Origin of the sequence: Corallococcus sp. bb12-1, from assembly GCF_026626765.1 — a bacterium.
Taxonomy (GTDB): domain Bacteria; phylum Myxococcota; class Myxococcia; order Myxococcales; family Myxococcaceae; genus Corallococcus; species Corallococcus terminator.
In genome coordinates, this window is sequence record NZ_JAPNJZ010000018.1 from 799,162 (window position 1) to 825,937 (window position 26,776).

General features: G+C 69.3%; 20 protein-coding genes. 5 read left to right on the forward strand and 15 right to left on the reverse strand.

The annotated features are described in order from the left end of the window. Positions 1–144: 144 nt before the first annotated feature. From OV208_RS23970 to OV208_RS23995, 6 genes are all read right to left on the reverse strand, one after another. Entirely contained in the window at positions 145–1,524 is a 1,380-nt protein-coding gene (locus tag OV208_RS23970; RefSeq protein WP_267576202.1) for an ammonium transporter, read from the reverse strand. A 168-nt stretch (positions 1,525–1,692) separates the two neighbouring features. Beyond that, positions 1,693–2,079, reverse strand: a complete 387-nt coding sequence (locus OV208_RS23975; RefSeq protein ID WP_267576203.1) for a hypothetical protein — start codon at positions 2,077–2,079, stop codon at positions 1,693–1,695. A gap of 15 nt (positions 2,080–2,094) precedes the next feature. Beyond that, on the reverse strand, positions 2,095–2,295 hold the full coding sequence (locus OV208_RS23980) for a hypothetical protein (protein ID WP_267576204.1): 201 nt from the start codon (positions 2,293–2,295) through the stop codon (positions 2,095–2,097). A 396-nt stretch (positions 2,296–2,691) separates the two neighbouring features. Continuing rightward, positions 2,692–4,647 carry a S41 family peptidase gene (locus OV208_RS23985; RefSeq protein WP_267576205.1) on the reverse strand — a complete coding sequence of 652 codons (1,956 nt, stop codon included), beginning with the start codon at positions 4,645–4,647 and terminating at the stop codon, positions 2,692–2,694. A 69-nt stretch (positions 4,648–4,716) separates the two neighbouring features. After that, positions 4,717–5,853 (reverse strand): helix-turn-helix transcriptional regulator, encoded by a 1,137-nt coding sequence (locus OV208_RS23990; RefSeq protein WP_267576206.1) that lies wholly within the window; start codon positions 5,851–5,853, stop codon positions 4,717–4,719. Between the two features lie 24 nt (positions 5,854–5,877). After that, positions 5,878–10,224: a DEAD/DEAH box helicase gene (locus OV208_RS23995; RefSeq protein WP_267576207.1), complete on the reverse strand. Its 4,347-nt coding sequence runs from the start codon at positions 10,222–10,224 to the stop codon at positions 5,878–5,880. A gap of 107 nt (positions 10,225–10,331) precedes the next feature. Here OV208_RS23995 and OV208_RS24000 point away from each other — a divergent pair, with 107 nt between their 5' ends. The 3 genes from OV208_RS24000 (at position 10,332) to OV208_RS24010 (ending at position 12,980) form a co-directional block, all read left to right on the forward strand. Beyond that, the gene (locus OV208_RS24000; protein ID WP_267576208.1) at positions 10,332–11,651 is read left to right on the forward strand and encodes a hypothetical protein; all 1,320 of its coding nucleotides are present in this window, start codon (positions 10,332–10,334) and stop codon (positions 11,649–11,651) included. Between the two features lie 21 nt (positions 11,652–11,672). Further along, entirely contained in the window at positions 11,673–11,945 is a 273-nt protein-coding gene (locus OV208_RS24005) for an Imm52 family immunity protein (protein ID WP_267576209.1), read from the forward strand. A 99-nt stretch (positions 11,946–12,044) separates the two neighbouring features. After that, entirely contained in the window at positions 12,045–12,980 is a 936-nt protein-coding gene (locus tag OV208_RS24010) for a pirin family protein (protein WP_267576210.1), read from the forward strand. 4 nt (positions 12,981–12,984) lie between these two features. On the opposite strand, the gene OV208_RS24015 is transcribed toward OV208_RS24010, so the two are convergent. After that, positions 12,985–13,593, reverse strand: coding sequence for a DUF2378 family protein (locus tag OV208_RS24015; protein WP_267576211.1), 609 nt, complete (start codon positions 13,591–13,593; stop codon positions 12,985–12,987). 104 nt (positions 13,594–13,697) lie between these two features. Further along, entirely contained in the window at positions 13,698–15,161 is a 1,464-nt protein-coding gene (locus tag OV208_RS24020; RefSeq protein WP_267576212.1) for a sensor histidine kinase, read from the reverse strand. A gap of 173 nt (positions 15,162–15,334) precedes the next feature. Here OV208_RS24020 and OV208_RS24025 point away from each other — a divergent pair, with 173 nt between their 5' ends. Continuing rightward, complete coding sequence (locus tag OV208_RS24025) at positions 15,335–16,300, forward strand: PLP-dependent cysteine synthase family protein (protein WP_267576213.1); 966 nt, start codon at positions 15,335–15,337, stop codon at positions 16,298–16,300. 20 nt (positions 16,301–16,320) lie between these two features. Here OV208_RS24025 and OV208_RS24030 read toward each other — a convergent pair whose 3' ends face one another. The 3 genes from OV208_RS24030 to glsA all read right to left on the reverse strand — a co-directional run bounded on the left by OV208_RS24030 (position 16,321) and on the right by glsA (position 19,768). After that, positions 16,321–17,883 (reverse strand): AbgT family transporter, encoded by a 1,563-nt coding sequence (locus OV208_RS24030; RefSeq protein WP_267576214.1) that lies wholly within the window; start codon positions 17,881–17,883, stop codon positions 16,321–16,323. 111 nt (positions 17,884–17,994) lie between these two features. Beyond that, the gene (locus OV208_RS24035; RefSeq protein WP_267576215.1) at positions 17,995–18,771 is read right to left on the reverse strand and encodes a hypothetical protein; all 777 of its coding nucleotides are present in this window, start codon (positions 18,769–18,771) and stop codon (positions 17,995–17,997) included. Positions 18,772–18,781: 10 nt separating this feature from the next. Continuing rightward, complete coding sequence (gene glsA / locus OV208_RS24040; RefSeq protein ID WP_267576216.1) at positions 18,782–19,768, reverse strand: glutaminase A; 987 nt, start codon at positions 19,766–19,768, stop codon at positions 18,782–18,784. Between the two features lie 184 nt (positions 19,769–19,952). On the opposite strand from glsA, the gene OV208_RS24045 reads away from it, so the two are divergent. Then, complete coding sequence (locus OV208_RS24045) at positions 19,953–20,807, forward strand: DUF481 domain-containing protein (RefSeq protein ID WP_267576217.1); 855 nt, start codon at positions 19,953–19,955, stop codon at positions 20,805–20,807. A gap of 61 nt (positions 20,808–20,868) precedes the next feature. Here the strand turns inward: OV208_RS24045 and OV208_RS24050 are convergent, their stop codons facing one another. The 4 genes from OV208_RS24050 to OV208_RS24065 form a co-directional block, all read right to left on the reverse strand. Further along, positions 20,869–22,428: a leucyl aminopeptidase gene (locus OV208_RS24050; RefSeq protein WP_267576218.1), complete on the reverse strand. Its 1,560-nt coding sequence runs from the start codon at positions 22,426–22,428 to the stop codon at positions 20,869–20,871. A 201-nt stretch (positions 22,429–22,629) separates the two neighbouring features. Next, positions 22,630–23,721, reverse strand: a complete 1,092-nt coding sequence (locus OV208_RS24055; protein WP_267576219.1) for an aromatic ring-hydroxylating oxygenase subunit alpha — start codon at positions 23,719–23,721, stop codon at positions 22,630–22,632. Positions 23,722–23,762: 41 nt separating this feature from the next. Further along, on the reverse strand, positions 23,763–24,176 hold the full coding sequence (locus OV208_RS24060) for a four-helix bundle copper-binding protein (protein ID WP_267576220.1): 414 nt from the start codon (positions 24,174–24,176) through the stop codon (positions 23,763–23,765). Between the two features lie 94 nt (positions 24,177–24,270). After that, on the reverse strand, positions 24,271–26,748 hold the full coding sequence (locus tag OV208_RS24065; RefSeq protein WP_267576221.1) for a heavy metal translocating P-type ATPase: 2,478 nt from the start codon (positions 26,746–26,748) through the stop codon (positions 24,271–24,273). Between the last annotated feature and the right edge of the window lie 28 nt (positions 26,749–26,776).

Below are 26,776 nucleotides of genomic sequence, written 5' to 3' on the forward strand. Positions count from 1 at the left end.
GTGACAGTCATTGCATCCACGCGCATCCCATTCCCGACAGGGGCCGGCCTCGCGGGACCACCCGGCTCCGGAAAGCACCACGGGGCCCACCCGCGTGAAGCGAGGGGCCCCGTGTCTTGCGGCGCGGACGTGTGGGGGTGTGGCCTACGCGGGCACGGGCTCCGACGGGGCCGGCGCTACGGGGGCCGGGCTGGCGGCGGGCGGGGTCTCGACGCGGGCGGCGGTGGGGACCTCGCCCACCGTCTCTCCGTGCTGGCTCAGGTCCAGGCCCTCTTCCTCCTGCTCGCGGGTGACGCGCAGGGGAACGATGCGGTCGACGATCTTGTAGAGGATCCACGAGCCCACGAAGGAGAAGACGGACACGACGCAGAGGGCCAGCAGGTGCATGAGGAAGGTGCGGGTGCTGCCGTGGATGAGGCCCACGTCCTTGGCGAGCACGCCGGTGAGCACCATGCCCACCACGCCGCCCAGGCCGTGGCAGGGGAAGACATCCAGGGTGTCATCCAGGGCGGTGCGGCTCTTGAAGTGGACGGCCGCGTTGCTGACGAAGCTGGCGACGAGCCCCACGACGATGCTCTGGCCCACGGTGATGAAGCCCGCGGCGGGCGTGACGGCGACCAGGCCCACCACGGCGCCCACGCAGGCGCCCATGGCGCTGGGCTTGCGGCCGCGCAGCCAGTCGAAGGCAATCCACCCGAGCATGGCGGCGGCGGAGGCGGTGTTGGTGGTGGCGAAGGCGAGCGTGGCCAGCGAGGACGCGGACAGCGCGGAGCCGGCGTTGAAGCCGAACCAGCCGAACCACAGCATGCCCGTGCCGAGCATCACGAAGGGCACGTTGGCGGGAGCATGCGTGGCGTGCGTCAGGTGCACCTGACGGCGGCCCAGGACGAGCGCGCCGGCGAGCGCGGCGAAGCCGGCGGACATGTGCACGACGGTGCCGCCCGCGAAGTCGAGCACGCCCCACTGGCGCAGGAAGCCCTCGGGGTGCCACGTCCAGTGGGCGAGCGGCGCGTAGATGAAGAGGCTGAAGAGCACCATGAAGAGCAGGTACGCCTTGAAGCGCACGCGCTCCGCGAACGCGCCGGTGATGAGCGCCGGGGTGATGATGGCGAACTTGAGCTGGAAGAGCGCGAAGAGCAGCAGCGGCACGGTGGGCGCGAGGTCCGGGTGCGTCTCACCGCCCACGCCACTGAACATGAAGAAGGTGCGAGGGTCCCCGATGAAGCCGTGGAAGCTGTCGCCGAAGCACAGGCTGAAGCCCACGACGACCCACAGCAGGCTGATGACCGCCATGGCGATGAAGCTCTGCATCAAGGTGGAGACGACGTTCTTCAGCCGCACCATGCCGCCGTAGAAGAACGACAGGCCGGGCGTCATCAGCAGCACCAGCGCCGTGGCGGTGAGCAACCAGGCGGTGTCCGCGGCATTGATGGGACCGCCCTGCTTCACCTGCGCCGCCGGGGCCACCACGAGTCCCGCGACCGCCACGCCCACCAGCAGGACCATCGCCATCCACTTCTGCATCGACGCACCTCTCCCAAGAGCTGACGCGATGCAGTGTAGATACGACCTGGGCTAATTTCAATTCCGGCTGAGCTAGAACGATTGAGATTTAGCCTAAAGTGATGGCCAGGAGACCCAGTTGGACGGGCATAGAAGGTTGGTGGAGCAAGGGGCCGGGCGGGGTCCTGCTCACTCCCCTGACTCCTCCTCCGCGTTCAGTTCCTCGGGTAGGGGGGCGACCATGAGGGTGAGTCGTCCTGGCAGCCGCACCACCAGGAAGCCCTTGCCGTCGATCCGGATGTGCATGCGGTCCTCGGCCTTGCCGCTCTGGACCCAGGCATCCGCTTCGGCACGCGTCGAGAAGTCCCGCTCGACCTTGATCTTGAAGTTGGGGTCCAGGGCTTCCCGGTAATAGGCCGCGAAGTCCTCCATTTTGCCGATGTGACGAACGTAGGTGAGGCAGAGCGCCGCAATCTGGAGGTGGGTCCACTCCCTCGATCCCTTCTCATGTCGATGCGTCGCTTCATCCAAGACAGTGAGCACATCCTCGACATCGATTTCTGGGTCCTTGCTCACGAGCACTCCTTTTCTTCAGATAGGGCTCAGGATCAGCATTCCAGCGGGGGCCACGGTAAGTGCGAACGCCACACCCGCGACGACGACTACGGTTCCCAGTACCACCTCAGTCTTATGGTCTCGCAGCCAGTCCAGCGCTGTCCCCATGTTGGGAAACCGCAATTCTCGTTTTGAGTCCTGCCGCTCCAACTCCTCCTGCTTCTCGATGCACTTCATGAACTCCTCGCGGCACAACTGCGTGCAGAACACGTTGTGCATTCCGGAGTGTTTCGGGATGCTCGTTACAGAAGGCTTTCGCCTCCAGCACTTCTGGAAGCACTGCTTCTCCATTTCGTTGCAGTAGGCCTCCGCGCCAGAGCCACCCGTTCCAGGCCCCTCCGCAGTACCGACCCCTCGCGCATCCTCGGAGACGACATAGGTCCTCCGCTCGGGTCGCTGGGTGTGACTACAGGCGGAGCCCATCAGCACCAGGGAGGTAAGGATGGCGACACCCAGTTGGATTCGCTCCTTCCCGTACCGAGCGCCTGAGTCCATGAAAGGCATTCCACCAGCGATCCTCTGGCGTCAGCAATGCTGGCCAACCCCTCATCCCCACGACGGGTCTTCTATCCATCACTCCTCGCGCCCCGCTGACAGTCGATAGACGTGGCGGAGCAGGAACGGTTCGCCAGGACGACGTGTCAGCCTGCTGATGGTGAGCACAGCGCCTCGCCGGGTCAGCACCGTGCGCACCTCGACGGGCAGCGTGTTCTCCTGTCCCCTGCCCTCCGCCACCAGCGTCAACTCCGTGGCCTCACCTCCACCGCGACGCTCCATGATCTTCATTTCCGCACCGTCACCCGTGATGAGCGTCCCTCCTCCGGCGCCGAGCCTCCAGGACTCCGTGGAGCGGACCGTCTTTCCAGGCCCGTCATCGAAGGTGAATGCGAACCGGACCTCGTCTCCGTCTCCCGCCGCCTCCAGCATCGTGGGAAGCACCACGCGCCGGTCGCTCTGGAAATCACGGTAGTCGAGCGTGCCGCGCCATGAGCCCGTCAACACGGCTGCGAGCCCGGGCACGACCGCCGTCCCCTTCTCCTTCGCGACCTCCACCGCGCGGTCCCGTCCCGCGTCGAAGTCCGCGACCGTGGGGATGACCGTCTCATCCACCGGGACGCCGCGCCCGGGGACGAAGTGCTCGATGGTCGTCCGGTTCCACGCGTTGGGGATGCGGACCCGCAGGCCGCTGTGAGGCAGCGTCAGCAGGAAGATACGTCCAGCGGTCGGCCCCTCCGCGCTGCCCGCGCTCTCCTCCCCGAGCAACCGCGCGCCAAGCTTCTCCTTCAACTGCGCCAGGGTCCTCGTCGTGCCAGAGCCATTCATCGGCCCGCTGAGCACTGTCACTGTCCCCGTGAAGCGATCAGGTGACACGTCCTGCATTCGCAAGCCCTCGTCATCGGGACGCGGCAACCGCTCCCACCAGCCATCGCTCGTGCGGCGAAAACCCTTCTCGTCCGGTTCGAACACGGCCTTTCTGTCCCCCCAGCTCTCGATGTGCGAGGGAAGGTCGCCATAGCGGATCGCCTTGAGCAGGGACGGCTTCGACCAGAGGAAGGGCTCCTTGAGCAGATAGCGGCTCAACGCGACCGATACGTCCTCCGAACCTCCACCGCTCTCGCGCAGGTCCAGAATCAGCTGCTCCACGCCCTGGGCCTTCAGCGTCTTGAAGAAGCTCCCCAGGAAGGTCGTCGCATCGACGGGGTTGCGGTAGTTCACGAAAGTGTCGATGCGCAGCAGGGCGCGCTTCCCGTCGATTCGCCAATGGAGCGCTTTGTAGAACTCGTCGCGATACGGACTGCCGGGCCACGGCAGTGCGGTCCACTGCTTGAATGGAACGGGCTCCAACACACTGTGCGACAGGCGCAGTTCCCCCGAACGCTTCCAGTCGAGATTCCACTTCGTGGGGAACCCATGGAAGGCGGGCCAGTACTCGTTGAAGTCGTCCCCCATCAGGTCGCTGTCCGACCCCAGCTTCGCGGCGATGGCGTGGTCGGTGCTCCCGTCATAGGCGACAGCGCGTCCCAGCTCCGTCAACACCCGGGGCACCGGCAGCCCGTTGATTCCGACAAGCTCCGAGCCCGGCGGTGGCGCTCCGGACTGGCCGTCGTTCGACACGACGATCATCCGTCCTTCGATGAGCTTGAAGCGCAGCGGCAGGTGCGTGGGATGCGTCCGCCGGAACGCCTCCAGCGCGACCGAAGGCTCCGGCTTGGTGTGGTCGCAGTGGAGCTCCGCCAGCATCAGCGCGAGGGCCCGCCACAGCGCGAGGTCCGTGGTCGGCCGCGACGCCGCCGCCTCCAACCGGGCGAAGGCGGCCTGGAGATCCGCCCGGCTCCGGTAGCGATACAAGCCCGGGTGGATCGTCTCCAGGGCCCGCCGCAGGAGCGCCACGTCGGCGCGGGCCTTCACCGCGTCCAGGGTGACCGGCGCGTAGGGCGTGACCACCGGAGCCGGGGGCTCGGCGACACCCAGGGAGGGAACCATGAGGAGCAGGGCCGAACAGCTCAGGGCCAGCAAACGCAGGGACATCGGAGGTCCTGTCGCATCGCTGGCGGACGCGCTCCGCCAGGGAGGCGCGGACCTACGCCCTCGCCTCCCCTACGTCGTCTCAAGCCTTGGATTTATTGGCTTTTCGTTGAAATGAGCCGTCCGCCAGGCCGTGGGACTCAGGCCGGTGTGCTCGCGGAAGACGCGGTTGAAGCTGGCCTTGGAGGAGAAGCCCTCCTCCAGCGCCATCACCAGCACGGGCGTCTCCTCCCCGGATGCGAGTCGCACCTGCACCGCCTCCACCCGCAGGGCGTTGATGACGGCGTTGAAGTTGCGCCCGAGCCCCTGGTTGAACGCCCGCGACGCGTAGGTCTCGTTGGTGCCCAGCCGGTGGGCCACTTCGGAGAGCGTCAGCCCCGGCTCGCGCCACCAGCCCTCCGCGCGAATGCGCTCCACCCAGGCGCCCCCTGTCGTCGCCCAGTCACGGGCCGGAGCGACCACGGGCGGTGGCGGCTCGGCTCGCGCGCCCCACTGGGGGAAGCGATGGCCCGCCTGACGCCAGCCCTCCAGCCCGAGCCCGAGGATGATGACAGCGAACAGGAGGTACTGCGGAAAACGGTCGTAGTGGTTCAGCCGCGTCAGGAAGCGGTTCACGAACTCGAAACCCACCGTCACGACCCACCACAGCTCCAACGACACGAGCACCGTCGCGAGCCAGGGCTGACGGTGCTCCTCCCGGTCGCTGACGTTCTGCTGAAGCCAGGCCTGGTAACGGCGCTGGAACCGGACCGAGGCCACCAGATAGGCCGCGAGCGACACGATGCTGGCGGCGGACTCCAACGGATCCACCCAGCGCTCATGGACGACGTCGTTCCACCAGTGCTTGCGCGCGAGGGGCAGCGCGAAGGCACAGAGCGTGTAGCCCAGCATGACCGCGGCGGGCAGGAAGTGCCGCCACCACCGCGCGGGCAGCCCGGGCGACACGAGGCGCCGGACATAGAGATACAGCAGCGGCCCTGTCGCCAACCCCAGGTCGAATGGGGCAAAGGACAACCAGGGATGCACTTCATAGAAGCCGGCGAAGCCCAGGACGTAGGGCATCAGTCGCAGCACGACGACGCCCAGCAGCGCCGCCAGCAGTCGGTTCGCCGCGCGATTCCCGGGTGCCGCCAGGAGCAGCACGGACACCAGGGCGCCGAAGCCGGCGGCCAGACCGAGGGTGGTGCTCCATGGTCCGAATCGAATCACCTGAAGTCCCCTGCGTCGTGGGGCTCAGTTCACCTGCGCGAGCGGCCCCTCGACCTCAGTGTCCTCGTTCTCCGAAGCGTCTTCCACCGCGTCCACGCCCTGCGGAATCCCGTCCACGTAGGTGACGACGTTGTTCGGCATCGAGGCCACGCGCGGACCCGGCGTCACCACGCCCGTGAGGTTCAGCGGATCCACGCCGGACAACTGGATGCGCACACCCGACGGGGCCGTCCTGCGCACCGCTCTCGCCGTGTCCACCGCCTCCGGCAGCGCGAACTGCTCCCCCACGAAGCCCGACACGAAGCGCCCGCCCCGCAGTTCGCCTCGCGCCTCCATGCGCCGGTAGACGAACAGCAGCTCCCGCCACGTCGGCGCCAGGGACTCGCGCATCACCAGGTCGCGCCAGACGATGCCGTAGCGCTGGAGGAACAACCTCGCCAGCGACTCCATCACCTCGTCCTGCGTCTTGGGCTCCGCGGGCGCCAGGAGGCTCCAGCGGCCCGGGCCTCCGCGCTGCAACAGCTTCTGGCGCTTGCGGTGCGCCGGGCTCTGGAGGATGCGCAGGTTCTGCACGGCGTCCGCCGTGACGAGCCCCTTCGCCACCAGCTCCCACAGCGCGTCCTCCACCTCCGCCGGCAGCCGCCGCGCCCGCGTCACCAGGTCCTGGAAGAAGCACGCGCCCCGCCGGTCCAACACGCCCACCACGTCCTTCGCCGCCGCGCTCAGGTCCGGTGGCGTCCACACGCCCCCGTCCGCCAGCACCGCGTGAGGACGCGCCGCCGCCAGCATCCACTCCAGGTCCTCGCGCAGCGTGAACGTCAGCGGCGCGTTGCGCGTGGGCGATGCCCGCTTGTGCACCACGGGCTCCGGCGCTTCCGTCACCGGCGCCCCCCGACGCGGACCCGCCGGCTTCGGTGGGTCCTTCAGCGTCACCCGCCCCCACGCCACCTCGCCCGCGTAGCACGCGCGCTCCAGCTGATCCGGCGTGTAGCCGCGCATGCGCGCAGGCAACAGGAAGCGCTCCCACGCGGAGGCCGGCGCTTCGTACCCCTGGAGCAGCCGCACCGCCTTGAGCAGGCCCGTGGAGCCGCGCAGCGCGTCCACGTCCTCCAGGTGGTGCCACCGGAAGAGGAAGCGCATGAAGTCCTGCGGACTCAGCGGCTCAATCTCCCGTCGCAGCCGCCCCACCGTGAGCCGGTGGATGCGCTGGAGCAGGCGCCGGTCGCACCACTCCAGCACCGGCCCGCCGTCCTCGCCGGGCGCCACCGGCACGTCCTCGCTCGCACGGAACTGGCCGCGCAGCACGCTGCCCTGGCCCTCCAGCGCATGCAGCGCCAGGTTGATGTCGTCCGCTTCCAGCAGCGTCAGCCGCGCCAGCTCCGCCACCGTGGTGGGCCCGACCATCTCCATCCGGCCCCGCACCACCTGGAGCACCGCCGCGTCGCGCTCCACCGGACGGTCGTACTCCAGCACCGGCAACACCGGCTGCGTCCGCACATCCGGGAAGAGCGCGCGCACCGCGTTGCCCCGCTCCGCGGACACGAGGAAGCGCCCGCCCGGACGCTCCAGCCACGCCACGCGACCCTGCGCGAACAGCCCTGTCTCCAGGCCTCGCGGCACCTCCGACGCCCGCACCAGCACCAGTTGCAGGAGCGCGTCGTGCAGCTCGTCCTCGTCGCGCATGGGCGGCGCGGCGTCCTCCACCACCTGCGCGATGGCGGCGGCGTCCAGCGCGCCGAACGCCGCGGCGTCCTCCGCGGGCATCGCGCGGCGCAGGGCCACGTTGCGCACGCGGCGCTCCTCGGCCGGCGCGTCGTCCAGGAAGGTGTAGGGCTGGCTGTTGATCAACGCGTGCGCGAAGACGCTCGGTTCGGGCACGTCGCGGGCGACAAGTTGGATGCTGCCGTCGCGCATGCGCCTGAGCACCTCGCGCAGCCCGTCCACGTCCATCGCCTCGCGCAGACAGTCGTCCATCGTCTGCTTCACCAGCGGATGGTCCGGCAGCTCCACGTCCCCGCCGCCGTGGTTGTCCTGGCAGCCCACCTGCGCGGGGAACACGGCGGCCAGCAGGTCCTCGCTGCGCGCGCGCTGGAGGTTCGGCGCCACGCGCTTGCCTCCCATCATCCGGTACAGCGTCAGGGCCCGCGTGGCCACCCAGCGGAAGCGCGTGCCGAAGATGGGCGCCTGCAACACCGCCTGCACCAGCACCTCCTCCACGTTGTCCGGGTGCAGGAAGTCGAAGATGTCCGCCAGCGGGAACGAGTGCTGTTCGCCCAGGCTCAGCAGGATGCCGTCCTCGGTGGCCGCGGCCTGCAACTCGAAGTCGAACGAACGGCAGAAGCGCTTGCGCAGCGCCAGGCCCCACGCGCGGTTGATGCGACTGCCGAAGGGCGCGTGGATGATGAGCTGCATGCCGCCCGCTTCGTCGAAGAAGCGCTCGGCGACAATCTGGGTGTGGCTGGGCACCACGTCGCCCAGCATCTTCTTGCCCAGTCGCAGGTAGCCCATCAGCGCGTCCACCGCGGGCGGCGGCACGCGCAACAGCTTCTCCAGGAAGCCCGTCGGGTCCTCGTGGCGCAGCAATTCCTCGCGCAGCCGTCCCACCTGGAGGCTCAGTTCGTCCGTGCGCCCCGGCGCCTCGCCGCGCCAGAAGGGCACGTTGGGCGGAGCGCCTCGCGCGTCCTCCACCATCACGGTGCTGCCCATGACGCGCTGGATGCGCCACGCGGTGCTGCCCAAGAGGAAGATGTCCCCCGGCGAGGACTCCACCGCGAAGTCCTCGTCCAGCGTCCCCACCACCTTGCCCTCCGGCTGCGCGGTGACGCTGAAGCTGAAGGTGTCCGGGATGGCGCCGCCGTTGGTGAGCGCGGTGATGCGCACGCCCCGGCGGCCCTTGAGCCGCTGGTTCACCCGGTCACGGTGCAGGTGGATGCTGGCGCGGCCCCGGCGCTCGGCCACACCTTCGGACAGCATCTCCAGCACCTGCTGGTATTCCTCCCAGGTGAGGTCCTGGTACGGGTACGCGCGCTGGAAGACGCTGAAGAGCGCGCGCTCGTCCCACTCCTCGCATGCGCACGCGGCGACGATCTGCTGCGCGAGCACATCCAGCGGCTTCTTGGGGATGCGGACCGCGTCCAGGTCGCCTTCGCGCACGGCGTTGAGGAGCGCGACACACTCCACCAGCTCGTCGCGCGTCATCGCGAAGAGGATGCCCTTGGAGATGCCCGCCTTGTGGTGGCCCGCGCGGCCCACGCGCTGGAGCAGCACGGAGATGGCCTTCGTGGTGCCCAACTGCACCACCAGGTCCACGTTGCCCACGTCGATGCCCAGCTCCAGCGACGCGGTGGCGACCATCACGCGCAACTTGCCCGCCTTCAGGCGCTCCTCGGCGGACAGGCGCATCTCGCGTGACATGCTGCCGTGGTGCGCGGCCACCCACTCCTGGCCCAGCCGTTCGCCCAGGTCGTGCGCCACGCGTTCGGACATCTTGCGCGTGTTGACGAAGATGAGCGTGGTGCGGTGTTCGCCCGCCAGTTGCACGAGCCGGTCATACACCTGGCCCCACATCTCATGGCTCGCGATGGAGGACAGCTCCGCGTCCGGAATCTCCACCTTCAGGTCCCACGGACGCTGGTGGCCCACTTCCACGCGTCGGCACTCGGTCAGGGAGGCGCCGGTGAGGAAGCCCGCGATGGCGTCCAGCGGCTTCTGCGTCGCGGACAGGCCCAGCATCTGGGGGCGTACGTCGGTGAGGGCCTTGAGCCGCTCCAGCGACAGGGTGAAGTGACTGCCGCGCTTGTCGCGGGCGAGCGCGTGGATTTCGTCCACGATGACCGTGCGCACGGCGCGCAGGGTGGCGCGGGCGCGCTCGGCGGTGAGGTAGAGGTAGAGCGACTCTGGCGTGGTGATGAGGATGTGCGGCGGGCGGCGCACCATCTGCGCGCGCTCGCTGGCGGGCGTGTCACCGGTGCGCACCTGCACGCGCAGGGTCTGGGGCGTGTAGCCCTCCGCGCGCGCCAGCGCCATCAGCTCCTCCAACGGCTGGAGGAGGTTCTTCTGCACGTCGTTGCCCAGGGCCTTCAGGGGCGACACGTAGAGGACCTGGGTGTGGTCGGGCAGCGTGCCCTCCAGCGCCAGCCGGAACAACGAGTCCAGCGCGGCGAGGAACGCCGTGAGCGTCTTGCCGCTGCCGGTGGGCGCGGCGATGAGCACGTCGTGGCCGGCGTGGATGAGCGGCCAGCCCTCCACCTGCGGACGGGTGGGCTCCCCCAGGCGCGAAGCGAACCAGCGCCGCACCACCGGGTGGAAGGCGGCGAGGGCCGGATGCGCGGCGAATTCAGTCGCGAAATCGAGATGGATTTGAGGGGACATGGCGGGCTCCCAGCAGGCCAGCCTGAACACAGGTACAGCGCGTCGTCAACGTACGCCGGGTGTCGCCAACGTGCGCCTTCCGCCTGGCTTCCAGCCGGGCAGGCGGAATGCCTTGGGATAGCGTCGCGGGCGTGTCCACCATCGCCTACGCCGACCGCGTCGCGACCTCGCCAGATGGGCGATTCACCCTGACGGCCCACTCACCCGAAGACGGGACGACTCCCGACCCGCCTGGGCCACCTGCCTCCACGGAAGGGTTCGCCTTCAAGGGCCGCGAGTTCCAGAACGGATTTCGCTACCGGTTGATGGAGCACTCCCCTGGGAGCCCCGAGGCCCGGGTCGTCTGGGAGCGATGGCAGGTCGGGCGGGAGAATTCGCCGCACGAGCTCCGGGTGTCGGATGACGGCTGGTCCGTGCTGCGGACCCATGGATTCAACCCGGAGGTCATCGCCGTGGCGCCCTCCGGACGGGATGCGGTCCGCGTGCGGATCCACGGTCCGGAGCCGACGCCAGTCCAGTGTGAGGCCCCGGTGGCGGGAAGTCATGACTGGCTGGCCCTGCGCATGGTGGGGTCGACCGGGGGGATGTTCTGGACATCGCATGCGTGGCCGTACTTCTTCCGCGACGGGGGGACGGACTTCTTCGTCTGGCGGACGCACTGGGGCCAGCGGCTGGTGCTCGACCTCACCCATGCGACCCTCGTCCCGGAGGACGCAGCGGACGCCGCACGGGTTCACGCGATGGACGCCGCGGAGGAGCGCGGGGTGTCCGCATTGCTTGCCGAACTGGCGGAGCGGTGGGAGGAGGTGCGGGCCCTCGTGGCGGAACCCGGTGCCTTCGCGGGGCCGGAGACGTCGGATCCCCTGAGGGACAAGCTCGCGCGCGTCGTAGCCGCGCTCCATCTGGTGGGCGTGCACCGCATCCAGGCGTGTCTGCCTTTCCTCCAGCAATGGGAGACGGTGGACGCGCCGCTCTACACCACGTCGAGCACCGCGTGCCGGGGGGCTTCGCTGGAGGTCCAGACCTTCCGCCCCATCGCTCAGCATTCGCAGCGGCTGCTGGGAGTCAGTCCCCTGGGATTCGCGGCCTACCGTTTCCTCGATTTCGACGAAGCACGGCGGCAGGTGCCTGGACATCTGACGGGCCGGCGCGAACGGCTCATGTCTGTCAAGAGGAAGATGTCGGCCCGACAGGTTCTTGAGCAGGTGGGAACCCCGGATCATCTCTCACAGCAATCGCTTTCAGCCGAAGATGGGACCCGATGGACCGAGCACTGGGACTACGACTCCCAGGTCGAGGACCGGTGGGTGACGTTCCGGATCACCTGGGAAGCACGAGGGTCGAGGGCTCGCATCGTCACCCTCGAGGAAGTGGCCGCCCCGTGGCGCCAGTCGGATGCGCGCGTGAGGGAACTCCTGGCGGTCTGATCAGCTCAGCCGGATGTCGCAGTGGGGACACCGCTCGGAGAAGGGCACGTAGGCCGGAGACTTGCCGTCCTCGTCCACGGGGGGCTTGTCCTCTCCCACCAGCGCGGGAAGGTGCCTGCCTTGCCTGCCCCCGTTCAGGTCGAACCCGTCGAAAACCAGGGCACGCTCATCATCCTGACCCCCGAGCGCTTCACCGCCAGCAACCCAGACCATCTGACGCTGGCCGGACAGGTCCAGGAACTCCTGGGCGACGCGGGACTCCTGAAACCCGTCACGGAGCGTCTGTCGCGTTAGCGCCCCAAGCGTCCGGGCAAGGACCGTCCCCGTCAAAGTGGACCCGCAGCGTTCGAACTGCGGCAGACTCACGCCCCGAACCGGAAGAGGAGCCACACCATGAGCTGGGAAGAGGACCTGCAGGGCCGCGAGCCCCCACCGTCGCTGGAGACGCTCATCGTCCCCCGCGTGCGCGACCTGGGTGACGGCTTCACCGTGCGCCGCGCCCTGCCCTCCGCGCGCCGCCGCATGGTGGGCCCGTTCATCTTCCTGGATCAGATGGGCCCCGCGGACTTCAACTCCGGCCACGGCCTGGACGTGCGGCCCCATCCGCACATCGGCCTGTCCACCGTCACCTACCTCTTCGAGGGTGAAGTCCTCCACCGCGACTCGCTGGGCGTCGTGCAGTCCATCCGCCCCGGCGCCGTGAACTGGATGACCGCGGGCAAGGGCATCGCCCACTCCGAACGCACCGGCCCGGAGACCCGCGCCGCCGGCAGCCGCCTCTTCGGCATCCAGGCCTGGCTCGCCCTTCCCCATCAGCACGAGGAGACCGAACCCTCCTTCGTCCACCACCCGCAAGACACCCTGCCCTCCGGCCAGGACGATGGCGTGCGACTGAACGTCATCGCGGGCGCCATGCACGGCCTGAAGTCCCCCGTCCGCACCCACTCCGACCTCTTCTACGCGGAGGCACGCCTGGACGCCGACGCCCGCTTCAAGCTCCCCGCCGAACACGAGGAGCGCGGCCTCTACCTGGTCGAAGGCACCGTGGACGTGGAGGGCACGCGCTTCCAGGCCGGCGAGCTGCTCGTGTTCAAGCCGGGCAGCGAGATCCTCCTGAAGAGCGAAGGGCCCGCGCGGATGATGCTGCTGGGCGGCGAGCCCATGGACGGCCCGCGCTACCTGTTCTGGAACTTCGTGTCGTCCTCCAAGGAGCGCCTGGAGGTCGCCAAGTCGGACTGGAAGGAAGGCCGCTTCGCCCAGGTGCCGCAGGAGACGGAGTTCATCCCCCTGCCCCCGGACGATCCGCCGGCCCCCGTGCGCTACCCTTAAGCCGCTACCCGAACAGTCGGCGCACCGGCGCGACCGTGCCCGCCGGCCGCTGCGACTTCGCCTGCGTCCACGTCAGCCGGTACGTGGCCGCCGTCCCGTCGAAGGCGATGGGCTTCACGTCCAACGAGCCCGCGCCCGACGCGCGCAGCGTCTCCGCCAGGAACCCGCAGGCGAAGAAGGGGTTGTCCGCCAGCACGTCCTTCACCCAGAGGGTGGCGGCGTTCTTCGACAACTCCTCCACGCGCACTTCATTGAAGTTGTTGCCCGCGCGCAGGTTGTACGGCACGCGCTCCAGCGTCTTCTCCGGGCCCAGGTGCGTGACGAGCTGCATGCTCGCCCGCCCCACGGACGTCTGCCGGAAGCCCTGCAGGTAGCGCGCGCCCAGCTCCAGGTAGGCCGCTTCCGCCGGCTGCCCCGGGAACACGTCCCGCGCCGCCACCTCCAGGAAGGCCCGCCACTGCTCCAGCGAATAGTTGTGACGCAGCGGTCCGGCCACGTCCAACCCCGCCGCCTTCAGCCGCTGGCGCCCATCCCGCGTCAGGTGCGGCCCCAGGGCACGCACGAAGAGGGCTTCCACGCTCTGGGCGAAGATTCGCTTTTCGGATGGGACCATGCCCCCAGGGTGGGGTTGCCCCTGCGCATCCGGAAGTGGCGACGCAACGCATTCGTCCAGGAGTGATCAGATGTCCCGGCCGTTTCCTGGAACCACACTCCGGGTCAGCCGCGCGGCAGCCGCACCGTGAAGGTCGTCCCCCGGGCTTCGGTGGAGGTCACCTGCACCGTGCCCCCATGGGCGCGGACAATCTGTTCGGTGATGTAGAGCCCCAGCCCCAGCCCCGCGGACACGCCCTGCTCCCGTTCACTGCGGCCCGCGCGGCGCCAGGCGCCGAAGAGGTTGGGGAGCTGATCCGCCGGGATGGGCGCACCCAGGTTGTGCACCCGCACGAGGACCTCCGTCGCCGTCCCCTCGGCGCTCACCCGCACGGACGTCTCCGGCGGGCTGAACTTGAGCGCGTTGGACACGAGGTTGCCCACCACCTGCTCCAGCCGGTCCGCGTCCCAGGCCCCGCGCCCATCGCCCAGCACTTCCAGCATCACCTCGCGGTTCGGGTGGCTGGCGCGCGACTCGTCCACCGCGCCGCGCACCACGTCGAACAGGTCGCACCGCGAGCGCACCACCGGCAGCCCCGCGCCCAGCCGGGCCCGGGCGAAGTCCAGCAGCTGGCGGATCATCCGGTCCATGCGGTCCGCGCTGATGAGGATGCGCCCGGTGAAGGTCTTCTGGCGCTCCGTCATCTCCCCCTGGCGCTGGAGCTGCTGCGCGGACATGGACAGCGCGTTGAGGGGGTTGCGCAGGTCATGGCCCAGGATGCCGATGAACTGCTCGCGGAAGTCCTCCGCGTTGCGCACCTCCGTGATGTCCCGCCCCGTGGCGATGACCGCCTCCAGCGCACCCGAGGGGCCGGGGGCCGGGGACAGCGTGTACTCGAAGTGCCGCAGCCCCTGGTCCGAGGACAGGGCGACGTTCGTCCGCTGCACCTGCCCCGTGCGCCTCGCCGCCTCCAGCGCCTTCGCGTAGGGCTCCAGCTGCGGATCCATGGCGAGCAGCGCGTCCATCGTCTTTCCGGGCACGTGCACGTGGTGCGAGCCGCGCGACGTGGCCACCGCCTGGTTGGCGAAGATGAGCGTTCCATCCCCGTCGTGGAGCGCGATGGGGTCCGCCGCCGCGGACATCGCCAGGTCCAGGAGCCGGCGCTGCTGCTGCACCTGGTCGGAGAGGGCGCGCACCTCGCGCTCGGCGCGGCGCAGGCGCAGGAGCGCGTGCACCTGGGCCACCAGCTCCTCCGGATCCACCGGTGCGACCAGGTACGCGTCCGCGCCATGCTCCAACCCCTGTGCCCGCTCCGCCGCCCCCACCGCCCGAGCGGACAGGTGCAGCACCAGCGCGCTGCGCGTGCGAGGAGAGGCCTTCAGGCGCCGACACACCTCCAGGCCGCTCAGGTCCGGCAGGCGGACGTCCAGGATGACCAGGTCGGTGTTCTCGTCCGCGAGGGCCAGCGTCTCACCGCCGGTGCTCGCCTCCAGTACCTGGAAGCCCGCCAACGACAGGACGCGGGAGGTGACGTAACGGCTGGCGAGGTCGTCGTTGACGTTCAGGATGATGGGCGCTGGAGATGACATGCGAGCGGAAGGCGGTTCCCCATTCGTAATGGCGGAACCCCGGCCCGCCAAGTGTCATCCAGTCGTGAATGTCGGTTCCAGGGGAGAGTGGACACACGGACAAGGGGGCGAGCATGCCCGAGGAGCACCAGGGTGGCTCCCCCCCTGGCCGGTTTCGAGGTAGGGATGACCTCATGCGCGCTCCCTGTCGCCCGCTTCCCGCCGATGGTCGCTTCCTCCAGTCCGTGGGACCCACGCCGCTGGTCCCCGTGCGGCTGGACCCCGAAGGCCCGACGGTCTGGTGCAAACTGGAATTCCTCAACCCGAGCGGGTCCACCAAGGACCGCATCGCCCGCTACATGCTGGAGAAGGCGTGGCGGTTGGGGGAGCTGATTCCGGGCGGGGACGTGGTGGAGGCGTCCAGCGGATCCACGAGCATCGCCATGGCGCTGGCGAGCGCGCAGATGGGATGCCGCTTCACGGCGGTGATGCCGGAGGGTGTGACGGAGGAGCGCCTCATCGCCATCCGCGCGTACGGCGGCGAAGTGGAGCTGGTGCCGCGCTCGGAAGGCATCCGGGGCGCCATCGCGCGCGCGGCGGCGCTGGCCACGGAGCGCGGCGGCTACGCGCCCCGCCAGTTCGAGAACCCGGACAACGCGGAGGCGCACCGGGTGTGGACGGGGCAGGAAATCTTGTCGCAGGTGCCGGGCGGGCTGGTGCACGGCGTGGTGAGCGGCGTGGGCACGGGCGGCACCATCGTGGGCCTGTACCAGGCGTTCGCGGAAGCCGGCTGTCCGGTGACGGCCTTCGTCGCGCGGCCCATCTCCGGGCTGGGCTGCGACATCGAGTGTTGCAGCTTCAGCGCGCGCGTGCCGGGCGTGGTGGACGGCCTGTCCAAGCTGTACCGCGAGGCGGACATGCCGGGCCGCGTGGAGCTGGACGTGTCGGACGACCTGGCCATGGGCACGGCCCGGGCGCTCATCCGCCGGGGCTTCCCGGTGGGCCCGTCCTCCGGGCTCAACTACGCGGCGGCGGTGGAGGCGGCGAAGCGCCTGGGCCCGCAGGCCCAGGTGGTGACGGTGTTCCCCGACCGCATGGAGCGCTACTTCTCCACGGAGCTCATCCTTCCCCGGCCTGGAGCGACGCCCAAAGCCAGTTGAGCTGGCTTCAGGCGGGCGGCTCAGAAGCCCCAGGGCAAACCCAGCACCTGCCAGGCCGCCAGCAGCAGGGGCCACAGGATGAAGAGCGTGATGACGTAGGGCAGCATCAAGGCCACCACCGTGCCCACGCCGGCGCCCTTCTGGTACTTCTGCGCGAAGGTCACGATGAGCGCGAAGTATGCGTTCAGGGGCGAAACGGAGTTCATCGGCGAGTCACCCACGCGGTAGGCGGCCAGCACCGCGGCGGGGTCGACATTGAGCCGCATCAGGAGCGGGACGAAGACCGGGGCGAAGATGGCCCACTTCGGGATCGCGCCCGTCATGATGAGGTCCAGGACGGCGACGACCAGGACGAACCCGATGAGCAACGGCAGCGCACCCAGGCCTGCTTTCTCCAGGGCATCCCCCACCTTCACGGCCGCGAGCGTCGCCATGTTGCTGTAGGTGAAGAAGGCGATGAACTGGCTGATGATGAACAGCAGGAAGATGAGGCCCGCCAGGCTGCCCACGGCCTTCTCCATCGCGCTGATGACATCCACCGTGCCCTTGATGGTCCCGGCGCCAATGCCATAGGCCACACCCGCCACCAGGAAGAGCAGCGTGACGGCGACGATGAGGCCGCTCATGAACGGGGAGTCTCCAATCAGCGCTCCCGTCTCCGGATTGCGCAGCGGCGCGCCGGAAGGCACCGTCAGGAGGAGGAAGACCGCCACCAGGGCGAGCACGCCCCAGGTCGCGAACTTCAGCCCGCGCGACTCTTCCTTGGTGGGGCTCTTGCCTTCGTCCGCGGGCCGCTCACCGGTGTACTTGCCCAGACGCGGCTCGACCAACTTCTCGGTGATGAGCGACACCACGACGGTCAGCAGCACGACGGAGGCGCAGGAGAACCAGAAGTTCGCCGTCAGGTCGATGGAGAGCGCCGGATTGAGGATGTGGATGGCGTCGTTGGTGATTCCCGTCAGGATTCCGTCCAGCGGCTTGATGAGGATGTTCACGCTGAAGACGGAGGCCACGCCCGCGAAGGAGGCGGCCAGCCCCGCGACCGGGTGCCTGCCGACACTCAAGAAGGCGATCGCCGCCAGCGGAATCAACACCAGGTAGCCGGCGTCGGCGGCGACGCTCGACACGATGCCGACGAACACGAGGATGTACGTGAGCGCCTTGGGCGGCGCGACCATCACCAGCTTGCGGATCAACGCGGACACCAGGCCCGACGATTCGGCGACCCCCACGCCCAGCATGGCCACGATGATGACGCCCACGGCGGTGAAGCTCATGAAGTTGTCGATGACGCCGGCGAACATGAAGCGGAGTCCCTCCCCCGTCAGCAGGCTGCGCGCCGCGGTGGTGGTCTCCTCCAGCTTGTGTGTCTCTGGATTGATGGCCTCGTAGGTGACCGAGGCTCCCAACAGATAGAAGATGTGGGAGAGCACCATCACCAGGAGGATGAGCGCGACAAAGATGACCGCTGGATGGGGTACCTTGTTGCCCACCCGCTCAATGGTGTCGAGCGCCCTCGCCATGCCCTTCTTCTTCGGCTCCGGCCTCGGCGGGATCATGCGATGGTCTGCGATCTCGGTCATCTGGCGCTCCCCATGCCATGCATTGCTTCTGCGGATCCGCGAGAACGTCCGCATGACGGGGGGTGCGAGCCATCAGGCTTTGGACGCAGAAGGTAGGTGGATTACAGACAATCAGTGCATGGTTTCGCGCAATTCCAGGAGGAGCGAGTCGGCCTCTTCCGTGCTGACGATGCCGGTGCGGGGGTACTCCAGGTCCACGACGACGTGGATGGCCGAGGAGATGACCAGGGCGAAGAGCAACCGGTAGGGCCAGTTGCGGCCCTCGCCCTGCGCCGTCGTCAAGCCCACGAGCATGGCCCCGACCACGGCAAGCCCGAGCATGAAGAAGAAGGTGGGCGAGGTGATGTGCGTTCGCACCGCGAGCGTCCGCTTCGCAGCGACCTCCGCCATGAGGCGCACGGGAGGAAGCAGCAGGACCTCCTTGTCGGGAGCGACCTTCGTGATGGTCACCATCCGCGCCCAGATCTGCTTCTGGAGGCGGGCGGCCCGGGCACGGCGCGCTTCGAACTCCTCCACCCGAGGGAGCGCATGGTGGGCCTCGACGCGCTCGTCCAGGTACAGCCGGAGCAGGTCGCGCAGCGGCGGCTGGTCCGCCTCCGGCACCACATCCACGAGGAACCACACACTGCTGATGGCGTTCGCCTCGTCGACCACCAGGTTTCGGTGCACCTCCAGACGCTTTCCCGCCTCGGAGTAGGAAAAGGCCAGGATGAGCCCCATGAAGGAGAAGACGACGTTGGTGACCGCGTTGACGGAGCGAAGCTGAGTGGAGGGGAACTTCCGTTTGCGCGCGATGCGGTAGGCCACTTCGATGGCCAGCAGCAACGTGAGGAAGAGCACCAGCTCCAGGGCCAACACCAGCACCGTGGTGACCGCCCAATCCTGCATCGAAGCCTCCTCAGCCGTGGGGCTTCGAAATGAACAGGCTCAAGCCGAGCCGCTGGGCCAGGAACCGCGCGACGAGCTGCCCCTTGATACTGTTGCCAGCCGGGTCGAGCAGCGGGGCGAAGGTGCCCAACGCACCTTTTCCCGGCGCGACGGCGACGATGCCGCCCCCAATGCCACTCTTGCCTGGGATCCCTACGTCGTAGAGCCAGTCCCCCGACGTTTCGTACATCCCCGCCGTGGCCATCACCGCGAGCGTGTGGTGGCAGACCTCCTCGTCCACGACCCGCGTCCCGGTGAGCGGGTTGACGCCGCCGTCCGCCAGGGTCGCCCCCATCACCGCGAGCTCCCGGGCGGTCACCGCCAGCGAACACTGGCGGGTGTAGAGCTCCGTCGTCACGACCGGGTCTGTCTCCAGACGGCCCAGCCCGTGCAGCAGGAAGGCAAGTCCCTGGTTGCGGTGGTGGGTCTTCAACGCGGATGCATACACCTCTTCGTCGAGCGCGAGGCGGCTGCCAGCGAAGCGGGACAACCCCTCATGGATGAACCGCCACTGGGCCTCGGGATTGGAGCCCGGAACCAGGCTTGTGGTCGCCAGCGCGCCCGCGTTCACCATGGGATTGGTTCGTCCGTCCGGGCTCTGGTCTATCGCCATGGCCGAATTGAATGACAGGCCCGTGCCATTGACCCCCAGCTTGCGCCGGACCACCTCCGGCCCCAGGGCCTGGCAGATGAGGGCGAAGAGGAACGGCTTGGAGACGCTCATGATGGTGAAGGGGTGGTCCGCGTCTCCCGCTCCGTGGCTGCTGCCGTTGATGCCCGCCACACAGACGCCAAACAGCCGTGGTTCCGCCCTCGCCAGCGCGGGATAGACCTGGGAGCACTGTCCTTCCGTGTTCCCCCGGTGACGTTGGTACGCCTCGTCCACCAGCGCCCGGACCCGCTCCGCGGAGGGGAGCTGCCCGGTGGAGATGAAGGGGGGCTCGCCTGTCTTTTCCATTCGTGGCGGCTCTCGGGTTCTTGGAGCGGAATTGAAATGTCAGTCGCGACTCAATGGATGTCAATGCGCCGGGTTGGATACAGCACGACGCAGCCGACCATGGGACCGGTTGAAGCGGGCTGCCCCCACCGTCAGCTTTGACGGCGCGTGGGCATGCCCCGCCTCTCACCGCTTGGGGATACCCATGGCCCTGCCGCTTCCGCTTCTCCTCGCCGCGCTGGCCCAGGCGCCGGAGCCCAATCCCCCGCCGGCTTCCGTCCCGGCGGCATCGACGTGCGTGGAGAAGGAGGACCTCAAGGCCCTCTGCGAGGACCTCCCGGAGGAGGAAGCGGGCCCGTGGTCAGGCTCCGCGGCCCTCTCGTTCATGCTGCTCGCCGGAAACAGCCGGGCGCTCACGTTGACCACGAATGGTCTGGCCGAGTACCGCACGGACGTCTGGGTCGCGACCTTCAAGGCGGATGTCATCGTGGAAAGCGCGGCCTCCGCAGAGGAGGACGACGGTGACGAGGACGTGGTCGCGGAGGCGCTGGTGGCGTCCGTTCGCGGTGAGCGGCGCTTCACCCCGCTGCTGGGCGTCTACGCCCTGGTCTATGGAAAGACCGACCACCTGGCCAGCGTCGAGCTGCGCCTGGACGGGGAGGTCGGGATCGCGTTCACCTTGCTCGAGCGCGACACGCCGGACGGGGAGGAGCAGTTGCTTCGTCTGGACCTGGGCCTTCACTACTCGAACGAGGCCCGGTTCCAGTATTACGAGGACGAGCAGGACCTGCCCGACGTGGACCTGCTCGCTCCGGCTGGAAGGTTGACCTTCTATTATCCCTTCAACGATCAGTTGAAGTTCACCCAGTACCTGGAGGTCTTTCCGAACGTCCTGGGGGATTCCCGCTTCGTCGCCGACGCCACCACCAAGTTCTCGGTGGACATCACTGACCGTCTGGCCTTGAACACGAACCTGCTGGTGCAGTTGGACACCGCGCCCGCGGCGGGGAAGGCCGTCGCGGACGTGGCGCTCACCCTGGGCGCTGAGTTCGAATTCTGAAGGGTCCGGAGCCCGGGCACTTTCGGCCCCGGGCTCCTTCTCCTCCTGCGCCCGCGATTCTTCAGTGGCGGGTTTCCCCGGGAGCCTTGAACCCGAGCAGGAACTCGATGAGCAGGCGCGTGCCGTAGCCGGTCGCGCCCTTGGAGCGCCACGACTTGTCGGTTTCAACCCGCGAGGTCCCCGCCATGTCGATGTGCGCCCAGGGAATGCCGGCGACGAACTCCTCCAGGAAGAGGGCCGCGGTGATCTGCCCCGCGTTCACCCCGCCGATGTTCTTGAGGTCCGCGACCTCTGAATCGAGCTCCTGGCGCAGGCGCTTGTCGAGCGGGAACTGCCACACCGTCTCGTCGGACTTCTCCGCCGCCGCGCACACCTGGTCGACCACGCCCTGGTGGTTGCCGATGACGCCTGCGTTGTCATTGCCCAGCGCCCGCTCGCAGGCCCCGGTGAGGGTGGCGATGTCGAGGATGGCGTCGGGGGCCGGCTGCTCCTCCGTGGCCAGGACCAGGCCGTCCATCATGACCAGCCGGCCTTCGGCGTCTGTGTTCAGGACCTCCACGGTCTTGCCGCCCCGGGCCGTCAGCACATCCCCCAGCCGCATCGCCTTGCCGCCCGGCATGTTGTCGGTGCACATGAGATACCCCGTGACGGAAGCCTTCGCGCCGAGCGAGGCCAGGGCTGACATGGCGGCCAGGATGGCCGCCGCGCCGGACATGTCTGTCTTCATGGCGGCGTGGACGAGGTCGTTCGGCTTCAGGCCGAGTCCGCCCGAGTCGTACATGATGCCCTTGCCAATCAGCGACACGCGGCCCACGGGTTCGAGGGCCTTCCCCTTGCCGTCCTTCGGCCGGTAGGAGAGCTTGATGAGGCGCGGAGGTTCGGAGCTGCCGGCGTTCACGCCGAGCATGCCGCCGCAGCCCATCTTGGCCAGGGCCTTCTCGTCGAAGACCTCGATGTCCAGACCCGACGACTCCGCCACGACGCGGGCAATCTCTTCCAGGCGGCGGGCGGTGAGGAGCGTGGCCGGTGCGTTCGACAGGTCGCGGGCGAGTTCGGTGGCCCGGGCGGTGACGCGGCCGCGCTCGACGCCGCGCTTCACCTCTTCGGGAGGAAGCGACGACAGGAGCGTGAGGGCTTCGAGCGGCGGCTCCTGCTGGGACATGCGCTTGAGGGGGCGATAGCGGTAGCGCGCGAGGAGCACGCCCTCGACGACCGCCTGCGCCGCGTCCGCGGGCGCGACACCGACCAGGTCCGGCAGGGTGATGGCGAGGTGGGCGTAGCGGCTCCCCGCCCTGGCGAAGGCGGCCGCGGCGTGCCGGAGGGACGTCAGGTCACGCCCGGCCTTCTCTCCCATGCCCACGACCACGAGCGCGGGGCCATCCGCGCGGGGGATGACGAGGGACTGGCCGACCTTTCCCGCGAAGCCGGCGGACGCGAGCCGGGGCCGATCCAGCCCAAGCTCACGCGGCACGTCTCCTTCGACTCCGACGAACATGCCGATGCCGCCCGCCTCCTTGGGCATGGCTTTCGCGACTTGGATCTGGGTCGCCGCGATCTCATCCACGGAAGGGGCGGGATGAAAGTCAGACACAGCTTCGGCATGGAAGGTTGGAAACGTCATGGCTCTGTCCTCGTGTGCCGCACCCGCGCGGCAATCACTGTCGATCTCGCGAGAACGTATTCACGCGCTGACCGGCGCCAAGCCTGGGCTCCAAAGAGGCGAGCGCTGGCTCAGCGCGCAAGGATGGGACGGGAGCGGAGACGCAACCCAAGCAATGACAGATTCAGGACTCCGGCATCGTCCGGAGGGCAGGCATTGGGACTACGTGCGCATGCGCACGCGCGTCTCGTGCACCGTGTCCGGCGGGGGCGCGGTCCGCTCGCGCTCCTGGGCGCGCATCAGGCGCAGGATGCTGGGCCCCAGCACGTCGATTTCGGTGGAGGCATAGGCTTCCGTTCCGAAGCGGCGGATGGAGTCCGTCTGCTTCGCCAGGATGCGCGCGTCCTGTCCGAAGATGTGCAGGGCCACGGGCAGGACGAAGGGCATCGCGGCCGACAGCAGGAAGCGCGGCACCGGCAGCTTCACCGTCACCACCGCGTACACGAGCGTTTCAAAGTCGCTCACCGGCGTCATCGCGGAGTTGACCAGGATGTGGCTCTTCTCCCCGATGCGGTACTCCACCTGCGCGATGGAGGGCATCAGGAAGCGGTCGAAGTGCTGCACCACCCCACCGCCCGGCGCGAGCAGCCTCCCGACGAGCCCCTTGGGCGCGGGCTCCCCGACGTACTCCGCCTCCACGCGGTCCGCGCTCCTGCGAACCACCACGTCAATCTCATTGCGCTTCTCCGCGGTGCGGAACAGGCCGCCGTGGAGGAACGCGGTGTGCGGCACATCCAGCGTGTTCTCCAGCACCGCGTGCAGCGACCCTGGCGCGCGCAGCACCTGACGCACGGTGCGGTAGTCGGGCGCGTCCAGCAGCGGGAAGCGGAAGGGCTCCGTCGTGGGCTCCACGCCGGGCGTGGAGTAGACCCAGACGAAGCCGTCCTGCTCGCGGGTCTCGTAGGCGGTGGCGCAGCGCGACTTCGCCTCGGGCTCTCCCACGAGGCCGGGGATGAGCCGGCACTGGCCTCCTTGGTCGAAGCGCCAGCCGTGGTAGCCGCACTCCAGCAGGCCCCCCTGCACGCGTCCCAGGGAGAGGGGCACGTTGCGGTGCGGACACCGGTCCATGAGCGCGCCGGGCTTGCCGCCCTCGCCCCGGAACAGCACCAGGGGCGTGCCCTGGAGCGTGCGCGCGAGCGGCTTGCTGCCCAGCTCGCGCGACGTGCAGAGGATGAACCACGAGTGCGGAAGCTTGACGACGGAGATGTGGCTGGGAGACGCACCTGGGGTGCGCCCCTCCTCGCGGGCGGTCATGCGCCCAGTCTAATGGGCCCGGGCCCGCGTGCACGCCCCCTTCAGGCTGGCAGGTCGGCGGCGCGCTGGGCGGCCTCCGGGTTGGGGGGCTGGGGCATCACCCCTCCGCTCATCCTCCGGCAGGACTCCTCGCAGCGACGGCACGCCTCCGCGCAGGCCTTCATCAGGTGCTCCGCGTCCTTCTGCTCGCAGGCCGCCGCGCACGGGCCGCACACCTCCGCGCAGGCGAAGCAGGTGCGGGAGTGCAGCCTGGAGCCTCGCAGCAGGAAGCGGGCGCTCGTCTCGCAGATGTCCGCGCAGTCCATCAACAGCCGGAGGCGGCCCGGCTCGGTGTGCGTGCCTCCCTTCTGGAAACAGTCCGCCAGCGTCTCCAGACAGAGGCGGTGACAGGCCAGGCAGTGGTTGATGCACGCCTGCATTTCGTCCTGCTCTCGCACCGCTTCGGCGCTCGCCATGGGCTTTCCTTCCGGCAGAGGGGTTCCCTGCTCAGGGTGCGCACGCGCGGGGCCGGGCTCCTTTTACCCCCGCGCGGTCGCCTGCCCGGGTGGCCTAGGCCTTCAGCCGTCGCAGCCGCAGGGCGTTGGCGATGACGGACACCGAGGAGAGGCTCATCGCCGCGCTCGCGAACAGCGGGCTCAGGAGCAGGCCGAAGACGGGGTACAGCACGCCCGCGGCCAGTGGCACGCCCAGCAGGTTGTAGATGAAGGCGAAGAAGAGGTTCTGCCGGATGTTGCGCAGCACCCCCTGGCTCAAGCGGCGTGCTCGCGAGATGCCGCGCAGGTCGCCCTTCACCAGCGTCACGCCCGCGCTCTCCATCGCGATGTCCGTGCCCGTCCCCATCGCGATGCCCACGTCCGCCCGCGCGAGCGCCGGTGCGTCGTTCACGCCGTCGCCCGCCATCGCCACCACGCGTCCCTGGGATTGCAGCTGCTTCACCGCGTCGCCCTTGGCGTCCGGCCGCACTCCGGCGATGACTTCCGTGATGCCCAGCCGGCGCGCCACCGCGTGCGCCGTGGTCGGGCTGTCGCCGGTCAGCATCACCACGCGCAGGCCCTCGCTTCGCAGGAGCGCCAGGGCCTCCGGTGTGGACGCCTTCACCGGGTCCTCCACGCCCAGCAGGCCCGCGACCCGGCCCTCCACCGACACCAGCACCACCGTCTGGCCCTCCTGTCGCAGCGCTTCGGCCCGCTCCGTCAGCGCTTCCACCGGCACTCCCAACGTCCGCATCAGGGCCGCGTTGCCCAGGGCGATGTCGTGCCCGTCCACGCGCCCCCGCACGCCCTGGCCCGGCAGGGACTGGAAGTCCTCCACGCCGACCAGGGAGATGCCCCGCTCCCGTGCGCCCGCGACCAGCGCCGCCGCCAGCGGGTGTTCGCTGCCCCGCTCCAGGCTCGCGGCCCGTCGCAGCAACACGGTGGCGTCCTGGCCCGCTACGGGCTCCACCGACACGAGTCGCGGCTTGCCTTCCGTCAACGTGCCCGTCTTGTCCACCACCAGCGTGTCCACCGCGGCCATCCGCTCCAGCGCCGCCGCGTCGCGGATGAGCACCCCCATGCGCGCGCCCTGCCCCGTGCCCACCATCACGGACATCGGCGTGGCCAGTCCCAGCGCGCACGGGCACGCGATGATCAACACCGCCACCGCGTTCACCAACGCATGCGCGAGCCGGGGCTCCGGGCCCCACACCGCCCAGACCCCCGCCGTCACGACCGCCACCGCGATGACCGCGGGCACGAAGACGCCGGCCACCCGGTCCGCCAACCGCTGGATGGGCGCCCGCGTGCGCTGGGCCTCGGAGACGCGCTGGACGATGCGCGCCAGGAGCGTGTCCTGGCCCACCCGCTCCGCGCGCATCACCAGCGAACCCGTGCCGTTCATCGTGCCCCCCGTCACCTTCGCGCCCGGTCCCTTCTCCACCGGCACCGGCTCTCCGGTGACGAGCGATTCATCCACCGCGCTCGCGCCTTCCAGCACCTCGCCGTCCACCGGCACCTTCTCCCCGGGGCGCACCCGCAGCCGCTCCCCCACGTGCACCCAGGACAGCGGCACGTCCTCTTCATGCCCGTCGTCCTGGATGCGCCTCGCCGTGGCGGGCGCCAGTGAGAGGAGCGCGCGCAGGGCCCCGGACGTCGCGTGGCGGGCCCGCAGCTCCAGCACCTGCCCCAGCGCCACCAACGTGAGGATGATGGCGGCGGCCTCGTAGTACACGGGCGCGGTGCCGCCGTGGCCCGTGCGCGCACCTTCGGGCAACAGGTGCGGGAACAGCGTTGAGACGACGCTGAACAGGTACGCCGCGCCCGCGCCCAGCGCGATGAGCGTGAACATGTTGAGGTGCCGGTTGCGCACCGACGCCCAGCCCCGCTGGAAGAACGGCGCCCCGACCCAGACCACCACCGGCGTCGCCAGCGCGAACTGCGCCCACAGCAGGGCCGCCGGGGACACCGCGTGCTGCACGGGCTGCCCCGGCAGCATGTCCGACATGCCTAGCGCCATCAGCGGCACGCTCAGCGCCAGGCCCACCCAGAACCGCAGCGTCATCGAACGCAGCTCCGGATCCGGCTTCTCCTCCACCGTCACCGTGCGCGGCTCCAGCGCCATGCCGCACTTCGGGCAGGTGCCGGGCCCGTCGCGCACCACCTCCGGATGCATCGGGCAGGTGTACTCGACCCGCGTCTCCAGGGCCGGCGGCGCGTCCGGCTCCAGCGCCATGCCGCACTTCGGGCACGCCCCCGGCACGTCCCTCCGCACCTCTGGATCCATGGGGCACACCCACGCCGTGCCCGGTGCCGTGGGGGGTGGGGAGACCTGGGGATGGAGGAAGCGCTCGGGGTCCGCCTGGAAGCGCAGGCGGCACTTCTCCCCGCAGAAGAACCAGGTGTGGCCAGCGTGCTCCCACTGCCCTCCGCGAGGCGCGCGCGGATCCACCTCCATGCCGCACACGGGGTCGATGGCCGGTCCTCCGCCCTCCAGGGTAGGGGGCGGCCGGGGTGAAGGCGAAGCAGGGGGATGGGGATGGGGGTGCGTCATGGGGTGAAGCCTCCTTTCCCCGGGCCAA